This is a genomic window from Saxibacter everestensis (assembly GCF_025787225.1).
Classification (GTDB): domain Bacteria; phylum Actinomycetota; class Actinomycetes; order Actinomycetales; family Brevibacteriaceae; genus Saxibacter; species Saxibacter everestensis.
Map to the genome: position 1 here is coordinate 2,093,474 of NZ_CP090958.1, position 25,546 is coordinate 2,119,019.

Below are 25,546 nucleotides of genomic sequence, written 5' to 3' on the forward strand. Positions count from 1 at the left end.
CATTTACCTGATCACGTCGTTCTTATGGTGCGGTCATACGAAAAACTTTTGGGATTCGGCTTAGTGCTCTGCCTCGGTGGCCTGGTTGATGTAAACCGAGGCAAGCAGCGCGAAGATGTAGGCCTGCAGCACGGCGATCAGGATCTCAAGCAGGGTGACGAAGAATCCGCCGAGGAAGGTAATGAAGCCGAAGGCCTTGAAGCCGAGCGAAGCGTCGAAGAAGAAGAACCAGGTGGCCCCGAAAGCCAACACCAGCAGCAGGTGACCGACCAGCATGTTTGCCAGCAATCGGATGGTCAGCGTGAACGGCTGGATCACGAACTTGGTCAGGAACTCGATCGGAATCAGCAGCACGTGCATTGCAGGCGGCGCGCCGGGCAGAATCAGCGCTGTCTTGAGGTACCCGCCAAGGCCCTGGCTCTTGATCCCGGCCGCGTGGTAAGTGACGTAGACGATCAGCGCGAGCAGCAGCGGCACACCGACCACCGAGGTTCCGGCAATATTCAGGAACGGGATAACTCCGGTGATGTTCATTGCCACGACCATGAAGAAGATCGTGGTGATCAGCGGGAGGAACTTCGCGGCCTTTTCCTTGCCCATGGTTTCCTCGGCGATGGACACCCGGACGAAGTCCATTGCCATTTCGGCGAGCGACTGGCCGCGACTTGGCACAAGCTTGAGCCTGCTGGCCGCGATCCAGAAGATGGCGCAGATCACGATGGTCGAAATTACCCGGAGCATCATGATCCGGTTGAACTCAAAGGGAGTGCCCTCGAGCAGGAAAGCCTTGGGGAAGAACTCTTCGATCGTTGGGGCGTGGAATCCGCCTTCGCTGGCTGCGCTGACAATTGATCCGGCCGCAGTGAGGACTTCCACGTTCAGTTTGCACTCCCAAGGTCGGGTCTAAGGTTCATCCTTGGACCGGGCCAGACATGTCGAATGATTGCAGCAAAGAAACTGCGAAGAAAATCTGTGGCGATCACACTTCGTTTCCGCCGGTTTTACTCTACCAAGCGTAGTAGAGCCAACCAAATTCCGGGGGTGGCATTCTCCGCCTGCCCCAGCCGGTCTGTCAATCGCACTGCCATCCCCGGTCACATGTGCGTGGCGTCCGGATCGACGTAGGAAATCCGCGCCCGCTGCACAACGACCGCGTCGATGATGGCGTTACCGATCACCGCGACGGCCAGGGTGAGGAACAGCGTGCCGCCGTGGATGCCGTCGACCTTGCTCAGCTGACTGGCCAGGATGAGGAAGAGCACGGCCTTGAACAGGAACCCTGCCATCAGCGCGCCGGCCAGCCCGGTGAGGGACAATGTGCGGCCGACATACATGGTCAGTGCGGTGATTCCGAGGAAAACGGCAGCCATGCCGGCACCGATCAGCGCGCCGGCGACCCCGGGGGCACCGGCAACGAAGTAGCCGACAACGGCACCGACGACCGCGATCGCGGCGGCGAAACTCACGCCATAGACCAGCAGCAGTTTCCAAACCCTTCGCCATTGCAGCTCGACGGCGGTCGGCTTCCGGTCACGGGCCGGCCGGAACGGGTCCGGCGCTCCGGAGGGCCCGGGTCCGCCTGGCGGGTTACTCATTCAACTCTCCTGGTGCTGTCGTAGTTTGCGGCGCAGTGGCGAAAAGGTCAGTACGAGCGTAATGATTGCCAGACCCAACGAGAGTGGGACGACGATCCGCCAACTGACCATCAGGAATGCAACGCAGCCAAACGCCACGATTGCTACCCAGAGGTACATGATCAGCACGGCCCGCGCGTGGGTGTGCCCCAGGCCGAGCATCCGGTGATGCAGGTGCTTTGCGTCCGCACTGAACGGCGATTTCCCAGCGCGCAGCCGCCGGATCACAGCCAGGGCCAAGTCTGTCAGCGGCAGTATCAACACCGCAACCGGCAGCAGCACCGGAAGAAACGTCGGAATGACCCGCTCCTGCGAGATAAGCGCGGGGTCAACCTGTCCGGTGACCCGGATCGCCGAACCCGCCAGCAGCAAGCCGATCAGCATCGAGCCCGAGTCACCCATGAAAATATGCGCGGGATTGAAATTGTGCGGCAGAAAACCGATACAGGCGCCGACCAGCGAGGCGATGATCAACGACGCCAGGTTGGCGTAGGTGTTCTGGTTCGCGTCGATCGCCAGGTAATAGGTGTAGAGGAAGAATGCACTGCCGCCGATTGCCACCACCCCGGCTGCCAGGCCGTCGAGCCCGTCCACGAAGTTGATCGCGTTGATCGTGAGCACGACAACGAAAATCGTCAGAAACATCGAGGTGCGCGATGAGGCGATAAACAGCCCGTTGACCGGCAACGACACCAGCGATACACCGTTAATCGCCATGAACCCCGCGGCAAGTACCTGACCAGCGAGCTTGGTGATCCAGTTGAGGTCCCAGATGTCGTCGACAACGCCGAGCACGCAGAGCAGTACCGCGGCGCCAAGCACGCCGAGCACGAGGTTGCTGTCGGAGAAGATCGGCTGCAGGAACGGCATCTGGCTTGCGACCGCGAAAGCAACGAGCACACCGCACAGCATCGCCACGCCGCCGAGCCTTGGGGTCGGCACCTTGTGCACGTCCCGATCCCGTAACGGGGCGAAGACCAGCTTCCGCTCCGCCAGGCGACGCACCATGGGCGTCATCAGGTAGGCCACCGCGGCGGCCACAAGCATGATCAGCAGATAGCCGCGCACCTAGGCTCGCTCATTACCGTCGTTGTCGAGTTCCGCGTCATCGGCGAGCGGCGGGTCTGAATCCGGCACCACCTCGTCGAACAGGGCGGTTGTGTCATCCTGGTCTTCGGCCGCGGCAGCCGTATCGGATGGCGCAGCGTCGGGTTCTGCCACAGCCCTGGCCGGATTACCGTCGACGTCCAGCAGTTCCGGGACGACAACCCGCAGCGCATCAAGCGTGATCGCGCCCTGACGCACCACTCGCAGAGGAGTTACGGTGGCGTCGACAATCGTCGAGGGCGCCGCACTTCCCGAAGCGCCTGACTCCAGGTACAACTGGACGGATTCGCCGAGTTGGTCCCTGGCCTCGTCGGCGGTGGCGGCGGCGGGCTTCCCGGTCTTGTTGGCACTGGAGACCGCGAGCGGACCCGTGCGCCGCAAGATGGCGAGCGCTGTATCGTCGGCCGGCATCCGAATCGCCACCGTGCCATGGGTGTCGCCCAGGTCCCAGTCGAGGGATGGCTGCGCCTGACAGATTATGGTCAGAGCGCCCGGCCAGAATTCAGTGGCCAGGCGGCGACCCGCGTCCGGAACGTCGCTTGCCAGCCCGTCCAGGGTTTCAACCCGCGGGATCAGCACTGGAGGAGGCATGTCCCTCCCCCGGCCCTTCGCTGAAAGCAGCGCCGCGACGGCATCTGCCGAGAAGGCATCTGCGCCGACACCGTAGACGGTATCGGTCGGCAGCACAATCAGCTCACCGCGTTCGATCGTTCGGGCTGCCTCGTCGAGGATCAAATCCTGCAGATCGTCGTTACGGCAATCGTAAAACTTGCTCACGATCAACTAGTCTCTCACTTCCTCAGTCCGGCGCAGTTCCCTGACGCTTAATTCTCCTGGCGGCGGTCACCCGATCGCGACCGGTCAGATCCCGGTGTGTCTCGATCCCAGCCCAGATTTCCTGGCTCTGCAACATATAACGGACCGTCGCGCCCTGCTCCTCGGAGTGCTCCATTGCGAAATAGCCGTCATCGACGAGCAATGCGCCGGCTCGCTGAGCGATTGCCGCCGGTATCCGCAGCCCGTCGGCGCTTCCGCCGTAGAGCGCCATGTCCGGGTCATGGTCGCGCACCTCCGGATCCACCGGCGTCGCGCCGTGCGGAATGTAGGGCGGATTGCTGACAACCACATCGATACCGGCCTCGTGTCCAGCCAGTGCAGTCGCGGCATCGGCCCGGACCAGTTCGACTTTACTGCCGGTCTCGGCGAGCCGATCCCGGTACGCCGCCAGGTTCTGCTCGGACCAGGCGAAAGCCTCTTTTGACAGCTCAACGCCGAAAACCTGGCTGCCCGGGGCCTCCAGGGCCAGGGACAGCGTCATAGCGGCCGATCCGGCGCAGAGGTCCGCGGCCGCTACCGCCCTGGCATCATCCGCACCGACGCCGGCAGAAGGGCTGGCGCAGGTCCGCCGCTGGTGGGCGCGCCGAAGTGCCGAGATTCCGAGGCCCGCGAGCAGTTCCGTCTCGGGGCGCGGCACGAAGACCCCTGGACCCACCCTGACCTCAACGTGCCGGAAGTAGGCGATCCCGGTCAGGTGCTGCAGCGGAACCCGCTCGGCCCGAAGCCGGATCAGCTCGTCAAATCTGCTCAGTTGTTCCGGGCCGAACGCTTCGTCGCCGAGCGCCAGCCGGGTGTGCAGCTGAGCGACGGTCAGGCCGAGTACGTGCGCGGCGAGCGACCTCGCATCGGATGACGAGGCGTCGATTCCTGCCGCCGCCAGTTCGGCGGCGGCGTGATTAAGCTGAGCTCGAATCATGGCATGACTTTCGCTTCACGTGCGCTGGGAGCGGGCGGGACGGACGACTATTCAGCCAAAGCGTCATCGAGGCGGGATTCCTGGTCGGCGATCAGGCACGACTGGACGACAGGCTCCAGGTCGCCGGTCAGAACCTGATCCAGGTTGTACGCCTTGTATCCCGTGCGGTGGTCCACGATCCGGTTCTCCGGGAAGTTGTAGGTCCGGATCCGCTCCGAGCGGTCGACTGTTCGGACCTGCGACTTGCGGACCAACGATGCGGCCGCATCCGCCTCTTCCTGTTGCCGTGCCAGCAGCCGGGCGCGCAGGATACGCATTGCCTGCTCCCGGTTCTGCAACTGGGACTTCTCATTCTGGCAGCTGGCCACAATTCCGGTCGGGATATGCGTTATTCGCACCGCGGAGTCGGTCGTGTTCACTGACTGCCCACCCGGGCCGGAGGAACGGTAGACGTCAATCCGGATCTCGTTGGCCGCGATGTCGACCTCCTCCGGCACGTCGACCTCGGGGAAAACCAGAACGCCGGCAGCGGAGGTGTGGATCCGTCCCTGTGACTCGGTGACCGGAACCCGCTGGACCCGGTGCACGCCACCCTCGAACTTCATCCTCGCCCAGACTCCGTTGGCGGGATCGTTGCTGGTGCTCTTCAGTGCTACCTGAATATCCTTGTAGCCGCCGAGAACACTCTCGGTTGAATCAATCACCTCGGACTTCCAGCCCCGTGATTCGGCGTACTTCAGATACATCTTCAGCAGATCACCGGCGAACAGCGCTGACTCGTCGCCGCCCTCCCCCGCCTTGATCTCCAGGATTGTGTCTCTGCCATCGTCAGGATCCCGCGGCACCAGCAGCTGACGAAGCTTTGCGGCAGACTCGTCGAGGGCAGGCTCAAGTTCCTTCACCTCGGAGATGAACGACGGATCCTCGGCAGCGAACTCCCTGGCAGCCTGGAGGTCGTCGGAAAGCGCGTGCCACTCGTTGTAACCTTCAACAATTCGTTCCAGCTCGGCGTACCGGCGACCGAGCTTTTTCGCCATCCCGGCATTTGCGTGCACCGCGGGATCGGCCAACTGCTCCTGCAGCTGCCGATGCTCATCGATGAGCGCGCGCACCGAATCGAAGTTCTGGTTCACCGCTTCAGCCATGTATCTGTCATCTACTTCCGTATGGATCCGTGCGGGTACGAGACTCTTGCACCGATAGTCGTCAAATAATGAGGGAACGACAAATCCCCGCCCGGAACGACCCGCGCAGTGCTGCGTGGGTCGTTCCGGGCGGGGATAGCCTAGCTAGTCGTCCGCGGCCGAGCCGGGCAACGGAGTCGTCTTCTGGACCTGCATCAGGAACTCGACATTGGAGCTGGTTTCCTTGATCTTGCCCAGAAGCAGTTCCACCGCCTGCTGCTGCTCGAGGCCCGAGAGCACCCGACGCAGCTTCCACATGATCTTGGTCTCTTCGGCGCTCATCAAGTTTTCTTCCCGGCGGGTACTCGAAGCGTTGACGTCGACGGCGGGGTAGATCCGCTTTTCGGCCAGCGCCCGGGAAAGGCGCAACTCCATGTTGCCGGTTCCCTTGAACTCTTCGAAGATCACCTCGTCCATCTTCGAACCGGTTTCAACCAGTGCGGTCGCCATGATGGTGAGCGAGCCGCCGCCCTCGATGTTGCGGGCGGCACCGAAGAAGCGTTTCGGCGGGTACAGCGCGTTCGCGTCCACACCACCGGACAGGATTCGGCCCGAGGCGGGCTGCGCCAGGTTGTAGGCGCGTCCCAGCCGGGTCATGTTGTCCAACAGGACGACTACGTCAGTGCCCATTTCCACCAGCCGCTTGGCCCGTTCGATCGCCAGCTCGGCAATCGTTGTGTGGTCCTCGGCAGGCCGGTCGAAGGTGGAGGCGATGACCTCGCCCTTCACCGCGCGCTGCATATCGGTGACCTCTTCCGGACGCTCGTCGACCAACACGACCATGAGGTGGACCTCAGGGTTGTTAGTCGAAATCGCGTTGGCGATCTGCTGCATGATCATCGTCTTACCCGCCTTCGGCGGCGACACGATCAGGCCGCGCTGGCCCTTGCCGATCGGTGCCACCAGGTCGATGATCCTGGTGGAAACGATCTTCGATTCGGTCTCCAGCCGCAGTCGTTCCTGCGGGTAGAGCGGCGTAAGCTTGCCGAATTCGACGCGGCGCTTCGCATCCTCGACTGGCAAACCGTTCACCGAGTCGAGCCTGACAAGTGCGTTGAACTTCTGGCGCTGATTGCCGCCGTCGTTCTCGACCGGCTGCTTTACCGCGCCAACGAGGGCGTCGCCCTTGCGCAGGCCGTTCTTCTTGATCTGGCCCATGGAGACATACACGTCATTCGGTCCGGGAAGGTACCCGGACGTGCGAACGAAGGCATAGCTGTCATGCACGTCGAGGATACCGGCCACCGGCAGCAGGATGTCGTCTTCGCGGATCTCGACATCTTCATAGTTGTCCGGGCCGCGGTTTCCGCGACGCTTGCGGTCACGAACCCTTGAGCGGCCTCGGCGGTTGCCGCGGTCGTCATCGTCGCGGCGGTTGCTGTTCTCATCGCGACGGCCATTGCGGCGGTTGCCGCGATCTCCGCGGTCGTTACGGTCGCCCGAATCGCCGTCGCCGTCGTCATCGCGGCGGTTGCTGTTCTCATCGCGACGGTTGCTGTTCTCATCGCGACGGTCGTTGTTCTCGTCCCGGCGATTGCCCCGGTCGTTACGCCCGCCACGGTCCTTGCGGTTACCGCGGTCACGATCATTCGACTCGCTGTCGCCGTCATCGTCCCGGCGGTTGCTCCGCTCGTTACGGTCAGTACGCTCATCGCGGCGCTCGCTACGGTCAGTGCGCTCATTACGGTCGTCACGACGGTTGCGATCCGAGCGGTCCTTGCGGTTGCCGCGCTCGGCCTGGCCATCATCGGCTGTGCGCTCGGATGATCGCGACTCGGCGACTTCCTCGCTGGCTGCCGGGGCGTTGTCGCCCTCGGTTGCATTGCCACGGGAGCTCTGGCGTCCCCGTCCGCGGCCACGGCCACGTTCACTACCGGCCGCGTCCTGTCCCGAAGACCGATCGGCCTGAACCTCGGTTGCGGGGCTTCCTGCGTCCGGAGCTGCTGCTTCGGCTGGTGCTGGCGAGGCGACCGGAGCTGCTGCTTCCGCCGGTGCCGTCGCGGTTCGGGCCTCGCGGCGCTTGGCCGGTGCTCCCTGGGACTTTGCGGTTGAGCGCTCGCCGTTGCTCGGGGCCTGCTTGCCCTTGATCGCCTCGATGAGGTCACTCTTGCGCATTTTGCCGGTGCCCTTGAGGCCCAGCTCGGATGCCATGGCCTGCAGCTGCGGCAAGCGCAGTGCGGTGAGGCTTCCGGATCGGCTCGGCCCGCTGGAAACGGGCTGCTGAACCTCGGCGGTGATTTCGGTCACGAAGGATCCTTCCCCTCGTATGCGGTTGTCGTTTATTAACGAATACAACCGGGATGGACAACCCGGGGTGTTTCGGGTCGTAGCAGATAAATTGGCTGAAATTTACGTAGTCCTCGCCCTCGACCTGGGCTACATGAGAGCGGTCGAAGGCCGAGAATACGAGATGTGCATCGGCGTCCCGGGTCGTAATACTTAGCGGGGTTTTGCGTGCGTGCCTGACGCCACTCAGTTGCTGACTTCTTACCGAGGGAATCGACACACCGTGCCTGATCCTTTGCCATGAGGCGATGTCGAAGGACTTTGCCTTGGGCACCTAGCCGTTGACGTTACTTGCCAGGAATCAGGCCGGTCGATGCACCTCCACTGTAACACTTACCCCGGGTTCCGTGCGCGACCCCGCTACTGCAGGGCCGAGGTAAGCCGGCACAAGTTGTCGACGTAGCGCTGCCACAGCGGACGTTGAACCCAGTTTTCGAGGTGTAGCTGGCGACTGTCGCGCCGGTACTGGTCCTCGATCTTCCGTACTTCAGCGACAAACTCCGGAGCGCAGACCATAAGTGAGATCTCCAGATTCAGCGAGAACGAACGCATGTCCATGTTCGAGGAGCCGACCACGGCGACATCGTCGTCAATCGTGACGAGCTTCGAGTGCAGCACGTAAGGCGACTTGTACAGGAAGATCTGCACACCGGCGCGGAGCAGCATTTCGTAGTAGGACCGCTGGGCGTGATAGACCAGCCACTGATCGCTGGTCTCCCCCATGAAGATCTGCACGTCAAGACCGCGTTGCGCAGCGGTTGTGATGGCGTAAAGCATCGACTCATCCGGAACGAAGTATGGGCTGGTAATGACCACTCGTTCTCGGGCGCTGTAGAGCAGCGCATTGAAGAGCCGCAGGTTGTTCTCACCCTCGAACCCGGGTCCGCTCGGCACGATCTGGCATTGCAGGCCATCGTCGAGGTCGGATGGTTCCAGCACGTTAATCACGTCGGTCAGCAGTTCGTTGGTCTCGCCGTACCAATCGCTGACGAACAGCGCGTTGATCTGGTCCACAACCGGCCCGGTGGTACGGACCATAAGGTCCTTCCACTGCAGTCCGCGTCGCAGGTTGACCTTCTTGTTGTAGCTGCGGTCGATGATGTTCTGCGAGCCGGTGAATCCTACCGAACCGTCGATCACCAGGAGCTTTCGGTGATTGCGAAGGTCCGGACGCTGATAGTAGCCGCGCCAGGGCCGGATCGGCAGCATCCGGTACCACTCGATGTTCATCGCATCGAGCCGGTTCACCGTTCGCCGGTAGCCGACGCTCCGCGCGCTGCCGATGTGATCGAGCAACAGCCGGATCTTGACGCCCCGGTTCGCCGCGCTTTCCAGCGCCTCAATAAACGGCGTGGTGGTGCTGTCGAGGGCGAATATGTAGAACTCGACGTGCACATAGTCCTTTGCCCGGGTGATCGCATCGGTCATCGCATCCAGGGAATGCTGGTAACCGTCGAGCAGCTCGACGGCGTTGCCGCCGATCAGCGGCAGAGCGCCCAGTCGGCGGTTCAGGATTGCGGCCGAGCGCACCCAGCCCGGCAAAGTCGCCAGGTCCCCGAGCTGCTTCATGCCCTTGGTGTTACCCACGATCACCGAGTCGATGTAGTCCTGTTTCTCCCGGCGCTTCTTCGGCAGCTTCGGGCTGCCGATTGCCAGGTACAGCAAGATCCCGATGTAAGGGATGAAGAAAATTGCCAGCAGCCAGCCCAGTGCGGCCGATGGCCTCCGGTTCCGGGGCACAATTCCGATTGCCACCACGCGGATCGCGATGTCGATCGCGATCAGGGCGGCGGTGACAACTGTCGGAATGCCGGAGATGGAAACAGAAGGGAACAGCACACTCGAACTATATCTATCAGCCTGCCAGGCAGCGTGCGCCCGCGTCCGCAAGCCGGAGCGAACGAACCGTCGTCCGCGGGACCGAGGGTTCACCGCCGGTGGCACTCCACCGTTCGTCCAGCAAGCCGAGAACACGCTGCACCCGATCGGCCAGCTCCGGCTCTGCGCTCATCACCAGGACGGTCGGGCCGGCGCCGGAAACCACGGCCGCCAGGTTCTCCGCCCGCAGGGCGTCGACGAGTTCGAGGGAATACCGCATGGCGGGACGGCGGAACTCCTGATGCAGAAAGTCCTCGGTGCCGGCCAGCAATAGCCGGGGATCGGAAGCGAGTGCGTGAACCAGCAGCGCGGTGCGGGCGGAATTGCTGGCCGCCACACGATGGCTGACAGTTTCGGGAATCAGCCCCCGGGCCGCCTCGGTTGAAAGCCGCATAGCGGGGATGACGACGACGAAGCCAATGTCCGGACTCACCGTCAGTGGCGCCGCGTGAGCGGCACCATCGTCGTCAAGCCAGCTGACCGTCGCGCCGCCTCGGAGCGCGGGCGCGGCGTTGTCGGGATGCCCCTCGAGTTCGGTCGCCAGGGCCAACTGGGCATCGGCATCCAGACCGGCTTCCCCGGCCGATTCCAACAGGGCGCTGGCCGCGGCTATACCGGAGACAACTGCTGCGGCGGATGAGCCGAGGCCCCGGGAGTGCGGGATCAGGTTGCTGCAACGAAGCTTCAGCGCAATATCGCCTCCCCCCTCGACGCCGGCCCGGCTCAACGCGATCCGAAGGGTTTTCAGCACCAGATGGGTCTCATCATCCGGCAACGTCCCGGCGCCTTCGCCTGAGACGACGATCAGCGACGTCGAGCCGGGTTCAAGCACCTCGACATGCAGTTCGTCCCGTAGGTCGAGCGCTATGCCCAGTGAGTCGTAGCCGGGGCCGAGGTTGGCCGAGGTTGCCGGAACCGACACCGAAATTCTGGTGCCGGGGGTAAAAACCGCGTTCACTGGGTCAGGCCTCGAGACCGAGTTCGTGCGCCGCGCTCATTGCGTCGACCGGAACCTTGACCGGCACGGCCTCCGTTCCGTCGGCGTTGCGAAGTGCCCACTGCGGATCCTTCAGACCATGCCCGGTCACGGTGACGACGACCTTTGCGCCTCTGGGAAGTTCGCCACGTTCGTGGCGACCGAACAGGCCAGCCACACCTGCCGCCGAGGCAGGCTCGACGAAGATGCCGTCGCGCGAAGACAGCATCCGGTGCGCGATCAGGATCTCGTCGTCGCTGACCGCCCCGATGAATCCGCCTGACTCATCCCTGGCGGCGATCGCCTGACTCCAGGAAGCAGGGTTACCGATCCGGATGGCCGTGGCAATGGTGTCGGGTTCGGTAATCGGGTGCCCGGCGACGAGTGGCGCGGCCCCCGCGGCCTGGAAGCCCCACATCGCCGGGGTCTTCGTCGACCTGCCGGCCGCGGCATATTCCCGGTAGCCCCGCCAGTAGGCCGTCAGGTTACCGGCGTTACCCACCGGCAGGCAGTGAATATCCGGCGCATCGCCGAGAACGTCGACAACCTCGAACGCCCCGGTCTTCTGACCCTCGATCCGGTCCGGGTTGACCGAATTCACCAGGTGCACCGGGTACGATTCGGCTAGTTTGCGGGCCAAAGTCAGGCAGTCGTCGAAGTTTCCGTCCACAGCCAGAAGCTTGGCGCCGTGGGCCACCGCCTGACTGAGCTTGCCCATCGCGATATTGCCATCGGGCACCAGCACCGCACAGGTAATCCCGGCGGCCGTCGCATAGGCGGCCGCTGAGGCGGATGTGTTTCCGGTCGAGGCGCAGATCACGGCCTTGGCGCCATGTTCGACCGCCTTGGAGATCGCCATGGTCATGCCGCGGTCCTTGAACGATCCGGTGGGGTTCATCCCCTCCACTTTCACGTAGACCTCGGCCTCCAATATCCGGGAGAGGTGTTTGGCGTGCACCAAAGGGGTGCCGCCTTCACCAAGGGTGACGACCGGAGTGCTGTCGGACACATCCAGAAAGTCAGCGTATTCATTGATCACGCCGCGCCAGGGGGTCGCCATGTCTATTGCAGTCCTTCCACTCGCAGCGTGCTTGCCACCGCGTTGACAACGTCGAGTTTTTCAAGCGATTTCACTGTCGCCGCCAGTGCCGACTCCGCACCGAGGTGCGTAGCGATGATCAGCTCGGCGCGCTCTGCGCCGTCGTTGCCGGCGCCATCGACCGGTGCGAGCTTTTGCCGCACGGTCTCGATCGAGACACCGTGCGAGGCGAAGACCTCGGTGACCTTCGAGAGCACGCCGGGACGATCAACCACATCGAGGGTTATGTGATAGCGGGTGCGGATCTGGTCGATGGGCAGCAGCGGCAGGGCCCCGTTCGATGGTTCGCTCTGTCCGCGGCCGCCCAGCACACGGCGGCGGGCCACCGAGATGATGTCGCCGAGAACCGCCGAGGAGGTTGGCGCGCCGCCGGCACCCTGGCCGTAGAACATCAGCTCTCCGGCTGCTTCGGACTCCACGAAGACGGCGTTGAAGGCGCCATGCACGCTGGCCAGCGGATGCTCGTGTGGCACCAGGGCCGGGTACACCCGGGCGGATACTCCGTCGGAGCCATCGGCCTGTTCCAGCCGTTCGCAGATGGCCAGCAGCTTCACTGCGTAGCCTTCCGCCTTCGCCCGGGCGACATCCGCGGCGGTGACCGCCGTGATGCCCTCGACGTAGACGTCGCTCAGGCTGACCGGCGTGTGGAACGCCAGGTTCGCCAGGATGGCCGCCTTCGCGGCGGCGTCATGCCCGCCGACGTCGGCGGTGGGATCGGCTTCTGCGTAGCCAAGCTCCTGTGCCTTCTTCACTGCGTCGTCGAATTCCCAGCCCTCGGAATCCATTTTGTCGAGCACGTAGTTGGTGGTGCCGTTGACGATGCCGAGAATGCGCTGCACTTTGTCGCCGGCAAGCGATTCGCCGACCGGCCGCACAATCGGAATGGCGCCGGCGACCGCGGCCTCGTACTCCAGCCGGACCCCGGCCTGAACCGCCGCAGCCAAAAGGTCGGCGCCATGTTCTGCGAGCAGCGCCTTGTTGGCCGTCACAACCGAGGCGCCGTGACTGATAGCTTTCAGGATCAGGCTGCGGGCAGGTTCGATCCCGCCCATCAACTCGACGACGATATCGGCGCGCCCCACCAGCCCCTCAGCATCGTCGGTGATCAGCGCCGGGTCGATGCCCGCACGCGTCCGGTCGGTGTCACGGACCGCGATACCGGTCAGCTCGAGTCGCGCGCCGATTCGTTCGGCGTAAGCTTCGGCGTGCGTCGTGAGCCGCTGTGCGACCTCGGTTCCGACGACGCCGCATCCGAGCAATGCCACCCTTAAGGGTTCAGCCACCAGGCTTCCTCTCTGTTCTGTAATCCGTGGTTATTCTCATCAGTGCGTCTTCTCCGGTCAGCCGGCCTGGCCGCCATCATCATCCAGGTCAAAGGCGAGCAGGTCGTCGATGGTTTCCCGCCGCATGATCAGCCGGGCCGCGCCGTCACGGACAGCGACCACACCCGGCCTGGGCACGTGGTTGTAGTTGCTGGCCAGCGAGCGGCAATACGCTCCCGTGCCCGGAACGGCCACCAGATCCCCCTCGGCCAGGTCGGAGGGCAGGTACTCGTCGCGGACGACGATATCGCCGCTTTCACAGTGCTTCCCGACTACCCGGGAAAGCACCGGGTGACCAGCCGGGGCCCGGGATGCCACTGTGCAGGAATAGTCGGCGCTGTACAGCGCGGCACGCACATTGTCGCTCATGCCGCCGTCCACCGAAACGTAGCGCCGGTAGCCATGTCCGGTCTCGACATCCTTGATCGTGCCGACCCGGTAAAGGGTGAACATGCTGGGCCCGGCGATCGCACGGCCTGGCTCGATCGAGATGCGCGGCGGCACCATGTTGAGCGATTCACACACCCGGGCGATCACGCTCGCCAGGGTGGTGGCCATGTCCTCGGGTGACTGCGGGTCATCCTGCGAGGTGTAGGAGATGCCGAAGCCGCCACCCAGATCGAGCTCCTCGAGCGGTGCACGTTCGACGCCGAACTCGGCCTGCAGATCGGCACGCAGGCCGAGAATCCGGCTTGCCGCCACCTCGAAGCCCGACATGTCGAATATCTGCGATCCGATATGGCTGTGCAATCCAAGCAGCCGCAGCGACGGTTGGTCGAGCACCCGGCGTGCTGCTTCCGCAGCCTGGCCGGAGGTCAGCGAGAGTCCGAATTTCTGGTCCTCGTGCGCGGTGGCAATGTAGTCATGGGTGTGGGCCTCAACACCCACAGTCACCCGCAGTAGCACGGGTGCCACCGTACCGAGTTCGACCGCCACCTTGCTGATCCGCTCGATCTCATCCAGGCTGTCGACGATGATCCGGCCGACACCGTACTCGATTGCCTGACGGATTTCGGCGGTCGACTTGTTGTTGCCGTGCAGCCCGATCAGTTCGCCGGGGATGCCAGCCCGCTGGGCGACGGCGAGTTCCCCTCCGGAACAGGTGTCCAGCCGCAGACCTTCGTCCGCGACCCATCGGGCAACCTGGGTACTGAGGAATGCCTTGCCGGCGTAATAGACGTCGACGCCTCCGCAGAGGCCGGCAAAGGCGTCGTCGAACGCTGACTTGAAGCCACGGGCTCGGGCCCGGAAGTCGTCTTCGTCGAGCAGGTAGCTTGGCGTGCCGAACCGGGTGGCCAGTTCGGTGACCGGCATGCCGGCCACGGTCAGCACGCCGTCGCTACGGCGCGCGACGTTGGCGGACCAAATGCCCGGCACGAGCGCGTTGACGTCGTCGGGCACGGGAAGCCAGGCAGGGCCGGCACCGGAGTGCAACGCCCCGGCAACATGGTTGATCACAACTACATCCGATCCGGCGCGCTGACGCCGAGCAGGCCGAGGCCGGTGGCAAGGACGGTGCGGGTGGCGTCGTTGAGCCACAGCCGGGTCCGGTGGGTATCGCTGACCACCTCATCGCCGAAGGGAGTGACCCGGCGCGCGTCGTACCACTTGTGAAACAGGCCGGCGAGCGCCTCGAGGTACCGGGCAACCCGGTGCGGTTCACGCAGTTCGGCGGCCTGCGCCACAACGCGCGGGAAATCGCCGAGCTGAGCCAGCAGCACAGCCTCGGTTTCGTGGTCGAGCTGTGCGGGATCGAACCCGTCCTCGCGCTTCACTTGCGCGAGCGCCGCATTACGACTCACCCCCGCGCTGCGAGCGTGAGCGTATTGCACGTAGTACACCGGGTTCTCGTTGTTGCGCTTGGTCAGCACGTCCAGGTCGATGTCGATGGTCTGGTCCGCCGAGGACCGGCTCAGCGAGTACCGGGCGGCATCGATGCCGACGGCGTCAACGAGGTCTTCCAGCGTTATCACCGTGCCGGCGCGCTTGCTCATCCGGACCGGCACGCCGTCCCGCACCAGGTTGACCATCTGCCCGATGACCACCTCAACCGAGGCGGGATCGTCACCGAAGGCGGCCGCGGCAGCCCGGAGCCGGTGTACATAACCGTGGTGGTCCGCGCCCAGCATGAAGATGCAGAGATTGAATCCGCGGGACCGTTTGTCACGCAGGTAGGCGAGGTCACCCGAGATATAGGCGGGCTTGCCGTCCGACTTGATCACGACCCGGTCTTTGTCATCGCCGAACTCGGTGGAACGCAGCCACCAGGCGCCGTCGGAGAAATACATCAGGTCGGAGGTCTTCAGCTCCTCGACGACGCCCTGTACCGCACCGGATTCGTGCAGCGTGTTCTCGTGGAAATACACGTCGAAGTCAACGCCGAACTCGTGCAGGCTGGCCTTGATCTCATCGAACATCCGGCGCACGCCGAGCGCACGGAAAAGCTCTTGCGCAGTTTCGTCATCCGCCTCGAGCACATCTGGACGCTCGGCGACAACTGCCTTGGCGATATCGCTGATGTACAGACCGCCATAGCCGTCCTCCGGCGCCGGCAACCCTTTCGCCGAGGCGAGCAGCGAGCGCGCGAAGCGGTCGATCTGGGCGCCGTGATCGTTGAAGTAGTACTCCCGGGTGACCTGCGCGCCGCTTGCCTGCAACACGCGGGCAAGGGAGTCGCCGACCGCTGCCCAGCGGGTGCCACCGAGGTGAATCGGTCCGGTGGGGTTCGCCGAAACGAACTCGAGGTTCACATTGAGCCCGGCCAGTGTTTCGTTCTGGCCGAACGCTCCCCCGGCTTCCACGATGGAACGGGCAAGCTCGCCGGCCGCCGCAGCTCCTACAGTGATGTTCAGGAAGCCCGGGCCAGCGATATCGACCCGTTCCACCCCTGCGTTCTCCCGTAGCCGACGGGCAACGATCTCGGCGAAATCACGGGGCGGCATTCCGGCCTTCTTGGCAAGCTGAAGCGCGACGTTGGTCGCCCAGTCACCGTGCTCGCGATTCTTCGGCCGCTCCACGGTCAACTTCTCCGGGATATCCGCGGCGAATTCGCCGGCTTCAGATGCGGTCGTCAGTGCAGCGCGAATGGCTGTTACAAGTTCTTCGGGAGTCACCTGTCTAGCCTACTTAGTTCCGTCAACGCTTTTTGCAGCACGTCCGGGCGATGAGACACAGGTCTCAGCAAAATTCGGATCTCCCACCAGCTTTCCGGTGTATTCGGGCCAGCGTGTTCACGCGGATGGCACGTGGATGGGCGAGCGCGTTGCGGCGCCGGTCGCGTGCATCGATGTTGCGGCGAGGGATGGCGAGCCACGCCGAACCGCTGCAGTCCCGGTCCGAAGACGGCGCAGGTTGCCAACCCATCCCGGACGCAGGTTGCCAGCCCGGGATAGGCAATTCTTGCCCTGTAGGCTCGTAAGCATGACCACGATTGCACTTGTTCGCCATGGCCAGACCGACTGGAACGCCACGGACCGACTGCAGGGCAGCTCGGACATTCCGCTGAACGAGTTCGGCAGGGAGCAGGCGCGGCAGACGGTCCGCAAGCTTACCGGCGCTCAGTGGGATGGAATCGTTTCCTCGCCGCTGTCCCGCGCGGCCGAGACCGCCGACATCCTCGCTGCCGGCCTGCACACCGAGGTTTACGAGCGGATGCCGGAGCTCATCGAGCGCAGCTATGGCGAGGCGGAAGGCCTGACCCTGCAGGAGGCCAAGAACCGCTGGCCGGGTGGCGGCCTCTTCCCGGGCCAGGAATCCGAAGAAGAGGTGACCGCACGCGGAATGAAGGCCATCGACGTGCTTGCCGGGAGGCATCCCGGCCAGCAGGTGGTCGCAGTGGGGCACGGCACCTGGATTCGTGTTGTCCTATCCACGATCCTGGGCACCCCGGTGGACCACATCCTGAACACCGCGCTGAGCGAGATCAACAACGACAGTGGACGCTGGGCGGCGACAATCGTCAACAACGAGCCGGTGCTCCCCGCGCACTCCTAGTCAGGAGCAGGCAGAGCCCGCCTAGTTCTAGTCCGGCAGAGCCCTCCTAGTCAGGAGCAGGCAGAGCCCGCCTAGTTCTAGTCCGGCAGAGTCCGTCTAGTCCGGCAGAGCCCGCCCACGAAGAACGCTAACCGTATGCAGGATCGCACCCTGAATTCTCGCGTGGTTTTACACAGTGTCCGCGTCCTCGCCGGGCGCCAGCACAACGTTCGCGTCCCTCTCTGGGCTGCCCTCTCGCCGGTCTGACCCGTCTATGTCGTCAGCCCTTGGCCCGCCGGTGCCAGGTGTCCTCGACGAAGAGCGGCCGGCACGCGTACCAGCCGCCGATCAGCAGCAGGATCAGCATTGCGACCAGGAAGATGAACGACAGTCCCCACCCGCCGGTTGCGTCGTGGAACAGGCCGAATGTCAGCGGCCCCAGGCATGCGATCGCGTATCCGACGCCCTGCACGAACCCGGACAGCGACGTCGAGCCGATCGGCGTCCGGCTGCGGACGTTGATCATCGTCAGTCCCATCGGGAACGTTGAGGGCCCCAGGCCGATCAGGCAGATCCAGACAACGGTGCCCGTGGTCGGCGCGAGATACAGCCCGGTGTAGCCGGCGAGGAAACAGAAGACGCTGGCCAGAACATAGCCAAAGGGCTTGCGGGCCCGGGTCGCCACACTCGGCATCGCCAGGCCGGACACCAGGCCCAGCCCGGCGAAAAGCGAGAGCATAGTGCCTGCGAATGCCTCACTGGATCCAGCGCCGATCAGGATCTCCGGGATCCAGGTGAACATCGCGTAGGTGTTGAGCGATGTGGTCGCGAACATCAAGGTGAGTCCCAGGCCTACGGACGAGCGCCACACTCGGCCCTTCTGATCGGCTGTTGCGAGCTCAGGAGCCTCGTCCACGCCTGCCGAACCGACCGATCCAGCCGCGGAATCCTCGGCGGATCCGGCGGTCGGTTTTTGCCGGCGGCGAGTAATCAGCACGCCGATCCACGGCAACGCAGCCAGGAATGCCAGCACCGACCAGCTGGCGACCGAGAATCGCCAGTCGGCGCCGTCGGCGATCGGAATTGCAAGTAGCGGCGGCACGAAGGTTCCGGTCTGCAGGACGACCAGGTACATCGTGCTCAAGGTGCCCACCCGGTCCGGGAAGTAGCGCTTTACCAACGGCGGGATCACGACGTTGCCGATCCCCATTCCGGCCAGTGCGACAATCGACCAGATCAGGAAACCAAGCGATTCACCAACGAAAGAACGCGCCAGCTGGCCCGCGCCGGCCAAAAGCATGCCAAGCAGCGCGAGGCGCTCCAGGCCCACCCGGTGCGCTATGAATGGGGTGAAATAACCAAAGACCGCAAACGCCGCAGGCGGAAGCAAGCCGAGCACTCCGATGAACGCGGTGTCGAAGTGCAGGTCCGCGCCAATCGGCCCGAACAGCGGGCTCGGAGCGGTGACCGCGGTCCGCAGGTTGAAGGCGGCAAGCAGAATGCCTACCAGGATGAGCGTCCGACCTCGCCACAGTGGTCGCTTGCTCATTGTCGACATAACTTCACATGCTTTCTCTTCCGCGGCGACGTCCGGCTGCTGCAACAGCAACCTCGGCACAATTTCCTATAGGTCCACGATGTAGCTTATCGAGGATCAACCGCCGCTCGGCGCAGTTTCGCTGCGACATCGGACACACTGCTAGCTACTCATCCGGGCGTTTCTCGCGCTGCTCCGGGCGTTTCTCGCGCTGGGCGTCAGCAAGCCGAGCCAGCCGCGAACGGGCCGCCTGCTCACTCGGACCCTGGTCACCCAGTGCCCTGCCGACCACGCCGAGCACGATCCGGGTGGCGGAGATGACCGGCAGCCGGATCGAGCCGCGCCCACCGATCCGGACGTTGGGGACTTCCAGGCCCAGCAGCTCACGGTATTTCGGTTCCAGCGAAGCTACCGCCCCGCCGAACAGCACTCGGTAGCCCGGCCTGAGCATCAGCGCCAATGGTGGACGGCGCAGGAAGCCAATCGTCTCGCGCACGGTATCGGTTGCACACAGCACGCCTGAGTCGTAGAAGGCGTTCAGCTGCCGCTGCAGTTCGGCCGCGGACCGTGGGGGCTCCGGCACGCCCATCAGATCGCCGGCGATCGCCCATTCCCGCACATAGTCGTCCTCATCACCCGGGAAGCGTTTGCCCCAGATCCGGTGCGTCGCGAGAAACGAGTCAGTGAAGGCCAAATGGACCCAGCTCAGCAGCTCGGGGTCGTTCGCGGAGTAGGCGACCTCCCGGCCCTTGGCGTCCAGGTAGCTGCCGCGCACCCGTTCGTGCAGCTTCCGCACCCATGCGGTGCCTTCACTGGCTGCCTTGGTGTCGCCATAGGTAACCGTGAAGATCCAGCGAATCGTTCCGGCCAGGCGGCCGAGCGGATCATCGCGAAAATTCGACCAATCACGCACTCCGGCCATCGCACCCGGATGCAATGCCTGCATCAGCAGCGCACGGATACCTGCCACGATTGTCGCCATCTCCCGGTGCACGGTCCACACGGCCGAATCGGATCGGAAGTAACCGGCATCATCGCCATCGGCCAGCCGGAGTTCCCACTCCGGCACCTCCCGGGCCTGCCCCGCGAACGTCATCCGCAGACGATCCTGAAACGGGTGCGGCACCGAAAACCTGATCATTCCAACAGTGTCGCAGTTCGACGGGGCGAACATACAGATCTGCAACGAAAAAGCAGCCCCACCTGATGGTGAAGCTGCTCCTCGTTCTGGTGCCCGCGACAGGATTCGAACCTACGACCTTCTGCTCCGGAGGCAGACGCTCTATCCACTGAGCTACGCGGGCCAGCGGACTAGACTCTACCAGTTCTCAACCCGAGTCCTGTAACCGAGTCCTGATCCGCGGCACTGTTGGACCTAGTCGCGACCGCCGCCCGGGGTGTACTCCCAATGCCAGGGCTCATACTTACTGGTTTTCGCCCAATCCGGGTTTTCCCAGCCATACTCGGCGCCGTGCTGGACCAGCCAGTTGTACTGGACGCCGCTTGCGGTCGCGGCACCGCCGCCGAAGTCGATCGCGAGGCCAAGACCGTGCTGGCTCTTACCTGGCGTAGCGGCCAGGCCCGGCTTCCGGGAGGCGACCGAAACCTGCGATTCGTACGAACGGTAGGTGTCGGTCAGAACCATGTCGTCGCCTGTTTCCGCCTTGAATGCGGCGTTCATCTTCGCGAAGCTGACCGCGGCGTCGGCACGCAACTTGTGATCGGCGATGCCGACCTTGCAAAGCACCGAATCCGGGAGCTTGCCGTTCTCGAAGCTGCCCGCCGGCTTCTTGCCATCGCAGCCTGGCAACACTGTCCGGGTGATCGAACGACTCGCGGCGTCGGCCTTCGAGCGCTTTTCGACACCGCTCGCTGCGTTTTCCTTCTGACGGGAGGTATCGCTGTTGCCACTGACGATGTCCTCGGGAACCGTCTCCGGTGTGCCGTTCACCGCCTCGGCACTCAGTACCGTGGAAGCGTCCTGCTGGGCGATGGTCGGCGTTTCGGCCTGGGCGTCAGGCGAGGAAAACGCTCCGGAGACCAGGAAAACGGCCAACGCACTACCGGCGACTGTCAATCCGGTGAGCGAACTCAGAGCGACAGCCTTGCCGCGGGCCGACTTCCGCCGACGCGAGTCGGCTAGGCCACGATCGGAGACTTGCCTGGCCGGAATGGGACCGGCCCCAGCCGAAGATTCTGACGGGTTGGCTACCGATGTCGAAAGAGTCGCGGTGTCCTCGGAACCGGCCAACGTGTGCGCCTCACCGTTAATGGTCTTTCCGCGCTGCGCCAGCAACGGGGAAACCACCTTGCGCTGCGCTCTGGTGGCGGCGCGCTTAACGGGGCTTTGGGAAGCGAGACGTTGGTCACGGCGACGAATCGGACTCGATTCGGCACGGTGCGAACCCACAGATATTCTCCCTCGGTTGGAAACAATCACGCCACCGAGGGCGCATTGAAACACTGGACTGCTTTAGGACTCATCGGCACCGAACGCTAAGCGACCGGAACCATTTGATAACAACAGCATAACGGCCACCACCGGGGCGGACGCAAGTCCGAAACTGAATTTGACTCAGAATCCGCGGATTCAAGCGGAAGTTGCCTTCGAAACCGAGGCCGTTATCAACCGGTGACCAAGTCACTATACGCTCTCGGGCGACTAGCCCAGCCGTGCCACGCCGCAGCACCTCACGGTACTTCGGGCGTCCGACCGCTGAGTAATTCCGGCCGCCGCTACGCAGGTCCGACTGGTCTGCGGAACACGACTCTCGTACTCAGGCGGACTGGCCGCCGGTCTCGGCCGATTCAGTCGTCGGTCAATGCTGACAGCTTTTTCCATTTCTTCCAACTCAGCGCCCAGTCATAGATGTCCGTGCGCTCGTCAGCGAGTCTGACCTTGGTTCCGCTCACCTCGACCGGATCACCGTACATCGCCATCTTGAAGTACTTCTTCGCGTTCGCCGTGGACAGGTTAATACAACCGTGCGAGACATTTGCGCTGCCCTGGGACCCCGTCGTGTTCGGATTGGCATGAATGAACTCGCCATTGTTGTTGATCCGAACCGCCCAGCGCTCCATCAGCGAGTAGTTGTACCGCTCGGAGGTCATCCGCTTCTTTTCCCACTTCTCGGTTACCACGTGGGTTCCGGAGCGGGTGTTACGGTCGGTTTCACTGTCCGAGCCATAGGACGCCGGTAACGTTGCCACGGTCTCGCCATCGCGAATCACCACTATCTTGTGGCTTTTGGCGTCGGCCTTGACGATTTGCTCCCGGCCGATCTGGAAGTCCAGCGTGATGTCCTTGACGCCGTACACTCCGCCGCCCTGGTCCGCTTGGCTCAGCGGGAGATCGACGTGCACATCATGAAATGAGGGCCAGTAGTCCTTCGGCCGGAAATGCAGCTGTGACTTGCCCGATTGCTCAGGAAGCCACGCCCAGGAGCCTTCGATTTCCTTGAACTCGCTGTCGTCGGCATCCTCGTCCTTCACCGTGACCTTTAACAACTTCTCGACATCAGGACGTGCCTTTTCCGCAACTTCGCCGGCGAAAGAGACTGTGATGGGCACGGCCACGCCGTAGGTTGCGTCATCGCTCAGGTTGACCGTGGCTCGGCGGGTCTTCTCCGCCCTGGGTGTTTCGACCTTGCCACTGGCCTCGCCGCCCGCGGGACCGTAGGCCGTCCAGGTCCAATCAGCAGCCGGCGGCAGCTTGTTATCGGATGTCCACGCTTTCCCATCGTCGCTGAGCCGGCCGGGGACCTTGTCCCCGTCGCCATCGGTCACCGCGACGGACTTCAGCCGGCCCGACTCGACGTCCAGGGTGAGCGGTTCGCCGTAGGCCAGGGCGCCGTCTGAACTGCCGTCCAGCACCCGGATCTTTTCCGGCGCAACACTGGTCGTGGTTTCGCTTTGGAGGGCCGCGCCGGAGGGCTCTTGGCCGCTGTCGCATCCGGTGCCGAGCAGCACGGCGACAACGAGCAGCATCGCGCTGACTGTCTGACGAGTGGCTTTGGTCACGGTATCCGATTATGCCACCGCGACGCGGGTTGGGATGCATCCAACCTCTGTGCAAGACCGCGAACGTCCTCCAGGCGAGTTCCTGCCAGAAGTTCGTGATCCTCACCGACCGGCAATTCACAGACCGGCAACTCGCCGACCGGCATTTCGCCGGTAGAGCCCTAGGTGAGCCGAGCGCGCTCCCGCTGCATTGCGTCGTGCACCTCGCCCACGAGTTCCTCGAGCACGTCTTCCAGGAAGACCACGCCGTGCGTCGTGCCCTCGGCGTCCAGAACCCGGGCGACATGTGAGCCGCTGCGTTGCATTGTCGCCAGAGCGTCTTCCACCTCATCGGTGAGTGCGACATTGACCAGGGCCCTGAAGCGTTTTTCCGGCACCGGTTCACGGTGGGTGTACGCCTCGTCGTCGGCGTACAGCACATCCTTCAGGTGCAGATAGCCGACCAGGTCCCCGTCATCGTCCTCAAGCAGGAACCGGCTGAACCCGGTCTGCCCGACCAGGCGCTCGACCTCTTCCGGCGTGCACCCCACGGCGATGGTGACCAGCTTGTCCTTGGTGACCATGACGTCGCCGGCGGAGTACTCGGAGAATTCCAGGGCGCCGGACAGCAGACCCATCTCGTCGGTGAGCTTTCCCTCTTTCATCGACTCGCTGACGATCGACTGGACTTCCTCGACGGTGAAGGTCGAGTTCACTTCATCCTTCGTGTCCACCCTGAACAGCTTCAGCAGGCCATTTGCCGCGGCGTTGAGTGGAACGATGACGAACCTGAAGACCCTGCCGATCATGACGAGCGGCGGTGCGAGCAGCAACGCCGCCCGATCCGAGACTGCGAGCGAAATGTTCTTCGGGATCATTTCACCGACCACAACGTGCAGATAGGTGACAATGACGAGTGCCAGCGCGAATGCGATAACGTCAACGGCCGCTTCCGGGATGCCGAGCAGTGCCAGCGGGCCCTGGAACAGGTGGTGGATTGCCGGCTCCGAGACATTGAGGATCAGCAACGAGCACACGGTGATCCCGAGTTGGCACACCGCGAGCATCAGCGAGACGTGCTCCATAGCCCACAATGTGGTCTTCGCGGCGCGCGACCCCGCCTTCGCCTGGGGTTCGATCTGGCTGCGGCGTGCGGCGACAACGGCGAACTCAGCAGCGACGAAAAACGCGTTCGCCGCGAGCAGGATCACCAGCCAGACAATGCCCATGAAATCGCTCACTTGTGCACCCTCCCCTCGATCGGCGGATCAGCATGCACGACGGCTGCCCTGATTTCGGCCACTGCCGCACCCGTATGGTCGTGGCCAGGTTGCCCGCGGTCGTGGCCAGGTTGCGCGCGATCGTGGCCGGGTTGCGCGTTCCGGTTAACAGTGTTGTCCGAGGCGCTGGCATTCCTGGCGGGCACGTAGCGGACCCGGTCGACTCGACGCCCGTGCATCCTTTCTACGACCAGGTGCCCGTGGTCCAGCTGGGCCACGTCACCGACCGCAGGCACACGGCCGAGGTGGGCCATCAGGAATCCACCGACCGTTTCGTAGGAGCTGTCATCCGGGATATGCGAGTCAAGCCGTGAGTTCGCCTCGTCCGGCCGGGTCAGACCGGGCAGTATCCACGAACCATCCCGGGTTCGGCGCACAGTCGACCTGGCGCGGTCATGTTCGTCCGCGACCTCTCCGACGAGTTCCTCGACAACGTCCTCCAGGGTGACTACACCTGCCGTGCCGCCGAACTCGTCGATGACGACCGCCATCTGCAGGCCGCGACCGCGCAGTTCGAGCAGCAGCGGATCGAGCCTAACTGTCTCCGGCAATTGCACTGCCTCGCTCATCAGGCCACCGGCGTAGGCGTCGTGCCGGTTCTCGTGCGGAACGGAAACCGCCTGCTTGACGTGCACGACGCCGACGATGTCGTCGCGAGACTCACCGATTACCGGAAAACGCGAATAACCGGTGCGCCGGGCGATGACCACGATCTCTGCCGCGGTGGTGTCCTTGTTGACGGTGGTGATCCGGGTGCGAGGCGTCATCACATCCGCTGCCGTGCGCTGCGAAAACGCCAGCGACCTGGTCAGCAACACCGCGGTCTGCACATCCAGGGTGCCCGCCTCGGCCGAGCGCCGCACGAGAGCGACAAGTTCCTCCGGCGCCCGGCCGGAGGAGTTCTCTTCCTGCGGTTCCAGCCCCATGGCACGCAGCGCCCGGTTGGCGGTGCCGTTGAGCAAGGCGATCATCGGCCCGAAGACGAAACTGAAGCCCAGCTGGAATGGCGCGACGAAGCGGCCGGTGGCCAATGGCAGTGAAATAGCGAGGTTCTTGGGTACCAGTTCACCGATCAGCATCGAGAACAGCGTCGCCGCGAACATCGCGATGGACACGCCGACCGGCGCAATGGCCGCCTCGGGGACGTTAAGGGCAGCGAGCGGACCAGCCAGCAACTTAGCGAGCGACGGCTCCATCAGGTAGCCGGTCAACAGGGTGGTGAGGGTGATTCCCACCTGCGCGGCGGACAGCTGTGTTGAAAGCGACCGTACGCCCTTGAGTAGTTGCTTTGACCCGCGTTCAGACCGCTCGACGGACTCCTCGACTGTATGCCGGTCGAGGGTGATCAGGGCAAACTCCGCTGCCACGAACAGGCCTGTGCCCACCGTCAGGAGTAGGGCCAGGCCTAAAAGTAACCATTCCATTAGCGGGCGCCGCTCGGCGCGGTCAAGGATTCCGGATCAGAATCGGATGCGCAGCGGCGCGAAGTCGCGGAAACGCGACTAGGAAAGGAAGATTC

The 25,546-nt window shown here is 63.8% G+C and carries 20 protein-coding genes and 1 tRNA gene; 1 reads left to right on the plus strand and 20 read right to left on the minus strand.

Annotated features, from left to right (window positions below):
* Positions 1–60: 60 nt before the first annotated feature.
* The 13 genes from atpB to argS all read right to left on the minus strand — a co-directional run bounded on the left by atpB (position 61) and on the right by argS (position 16,352).
* Positions 61–876 carry a F0F1 ATP synthase subunit A gene (gene atpB, locus LWF01_RS10055; protein ID WP_349637270.1) on the minus strand — a complete coding sequence of 272 codons (816 nt, stop codon included), beginning with the start codon at positions 874–876 and terminating at the stop codon, positions 61–63.
* Positions 877–1,094: 218 nt separating this feature from the next.
* A complete protein-coding gene (locus LWF01_RS10060) occupies positions 1,095–1,595 on the minus strand; it encodes a Cg1360 family ATP-synthase-associated protein (protein WP_349637271.1) in 501 nt (166 codons plus the stop codon).
* Positions 1,596–2,702: an MraY family glycosyltransferase gene (locus LWF01_RS10065; protein ID WP_349637272.1), complete on the minus strand. Its 1,107-nt coding sequence runs from the start codon at positions 2,700–2,702 to the stop codon at positions 1,596–1,598.
* Positions 2,703–3,518 (minus strand): L-threonylcarbamoyladenylate synthase, encoded by an 816-nt coding sequence (locus tag LWF01_RS10070; protein WP_432761942.1) that lies wholly within the window; start codon positions 3,516–3,518, stop codon positions 2,703–2,705.
* A 22-nt stretch (positions 3,519–3,540) separates the two neighbouring features.
* Positions 3,541–4,494 (minus strand): peptide chain release factor N(5)-glutamine methyltransferase, encoded by a 954-nt coding sequence (gene prmC / locus LWF01_RS10075; protein ID WP_349637273.1) that lies wholly within the window; start codon positions 4,492–4,494, stop codon positions 3,541–3,543.
* A gap of 47 nt (positions 4,495–4,541) precedes the next feature.
* Positions 4,542–5,639 (minus strand): peptide chain release factor 1, encoded by a 1,098-nt coding sequence (prfA, locus tag LWF01_RS10080; protein WP_349637274.1) that lies wholly within the window; start codon positions 5,637–5,639, stop codon positions 4,542–4,544.
* A gap of 144 nt (positions 5,640–5,783) precedes the next feature.
* Positions 5,784–7,925 carry a transcription termination factor Rho gene (rho, locus tag LWF01_RS10085; protein WP_432761943.1) on the minus strand — a complete coding sequence of 714 codons (2,142 nt, stop codon included), beginning with the start codon at positions 7,923–7,925 and terminating at the stop codon, positions 5,784–5,786.
* A gap of 399 nt (positions 7,926–8,324) precedes the next feature.
* Positions 8,325–9,803 carry a cardiolipin synthase gene (gene cls / locus LWF01_RS10090; protein ID WP_432761944.1) on the minus strand — a complete coding sequence of 493 codons (1,479 nt, stop codon included), beginning with the start codon at positions 9,801–9,803 and terminating at the stop codon, positions 8,325–8,327.
* A gap of 16 nt (positions 9,804–9,819) precedes the next feature.
* Positions 9,820–10,800 carry a homoserine kinase gene (thrB, locus tag LWF01_RS10095; protein ID WP_349637275.1) on the minus strand — a complete coding sequence of 327 codons (981 nt, stop codon included), beginning with the start codon at positions 10,798–10,800 and terminating at the stop codon, positions 9,820–9,822.
* Positions 10,801–10,804: 4 nt separating this feature from the next.
* Entirely contained in the window at positions 10,805–11,878 is a 1,074-nt protein-coding gene (gene thrC / locus LWF01_RS10100) for a threonine synthase (RefSeq protein ID WP_349637276.1), read from the minus strand.
* Positions 11,879–11,880: 2 nt separating this feature from the next.
* The gene (locus tag LWF01_RS10105) at positions 11,881–13,200 is read right to left on the minus strand and encodes a homoserine dehydrogenase (RefSeq protein ID WP_349637277.1); all 1,320 of its coding nucleotides are present in this window, start codon (positions 13,198–13,200) and stop codon (positions 11,881–11,883) included.
* Positions 13,201–13,257: 57 nt separating this feature from the next.
* Entirely contained in the window at positions 13,258–14,697 is a 1,440-nt protein-coding gene (gene lysA / locus LWF01_RS10110) for a diaminopimelate decarboxylase (RefSeq protein ID WP_349637278.1), read from the minus strand.
* A gap of 2 nt (positions 14,698–14,699) precedes the next feature.
* Entirely contained in the window at positions 14,700–16,352 is a 1,653-nt protein-coding gene (argS, locus tag LWF01_RS10115) for an arginine--tRNA ligase (RefSeq protein WP_349637279.1), read from the minus strand.
* Between the two features lie 307 nt (positions 16,353–16,659).
* On the opposite strand from argS, the gene LWF01_RS10120 reads away from it, so the two are divergent.
* Positions 16,660–17,232 carry a histidine phosphatase family protein gene (locus LWF01_RS10120; RefSeq protein WP_349637280.1) on the plus strand — a complete coding sequence of 191 codons (573 nt, stop codon included), beginning with the start codon at positions 16,660–16,662 and terminating at the stop codon, positions 17,230–17,232.
* A 259-nt stretch (positions 17,233–17,491) separates the two neighbouring features.
* On the opposite strand, the gene LWF01_RS10125 is transcribed toward LWF01_RS10120, so the two are convergent.
* From LWF01_RS10125 to LWF01_RS10155, 7 genes are all read right to left on the minus strand, one after another.
* Positions 17,492–18,760, minus strand: a complete 1,269-nt coding sequence (locus LWF01_RS10125; protein ID WP_349637281.1) for an MFS transporter — start codon at positions 18,758–18,760, stop codon at positions 17,492–17,494.
* 154 nt (positions 18,761–18,914) lie between these two features.
* Entirely contained in the window at positions 18,915–19,889 is a 975-nt protein-coding gene (locus tag LWF01_RS10130) for an oxygenase MpaB family protein (RefSeq protein WP_349637282.1), read from the minus strand.
* A gap of 87 nt (positions 19,890–19,976) precedes the next feature.
* Positions 19,977–20,052: transfer RNA gene (locus LWF01_RS10135), tRNA-Arg, on the minus strand.
* Between the two features lie 71 nt (positions 20,053–20,123).
* A complete protein-coding gene (locus LWF01_RS10140; RefSeq protein WP_349637283.1) occupies positions 20,124–21,158 on the minus strand; it encodes a M15 family metallopeptidase in 1,035 nt (344 codons plus the stop codon).
* Positions 21,159–21,556: 398 nt separating this feature from the next.
* Positions 21,557–22,768, minus strand: a complete 1,212-nt coding sequence (locus LWF01_RS10145) for a L,D-transpeptidase (protein ID WP_349637284.1) — start codon at positions 22,766–22,768, stop codon at positions 21,557–21,559.
* Between the two features lie 161 nt (positions 22,769–22,929).
* The gene (locus LWF01_RS10150; RefSeq protein ID WP_432761945.1) at positions 22,930–23,988 is read right to left on the minus strand and encodes a hemolysin family protein; all 1,059 of its coding nucleotides are present in this window, start codon (positions 23,986–23,988) and stop codon (positions 22,930–22,932) included.
* Entirely contained in the window at positions 23,985–25,451 is a 1,467-nt protein-coding gene (locus tag LWF01_RS10155) for a hemolysin family protein (protein WP_432761946.1), read from the minus strand. The genes LWF01_RS10150 and LWF01_RS10155 overlap by 4 nt, the downstream gene beginning before the upstream one ends.
* Between the last annotated feature and the right edge of the window lie 95 nt (positions 25,452–25,546).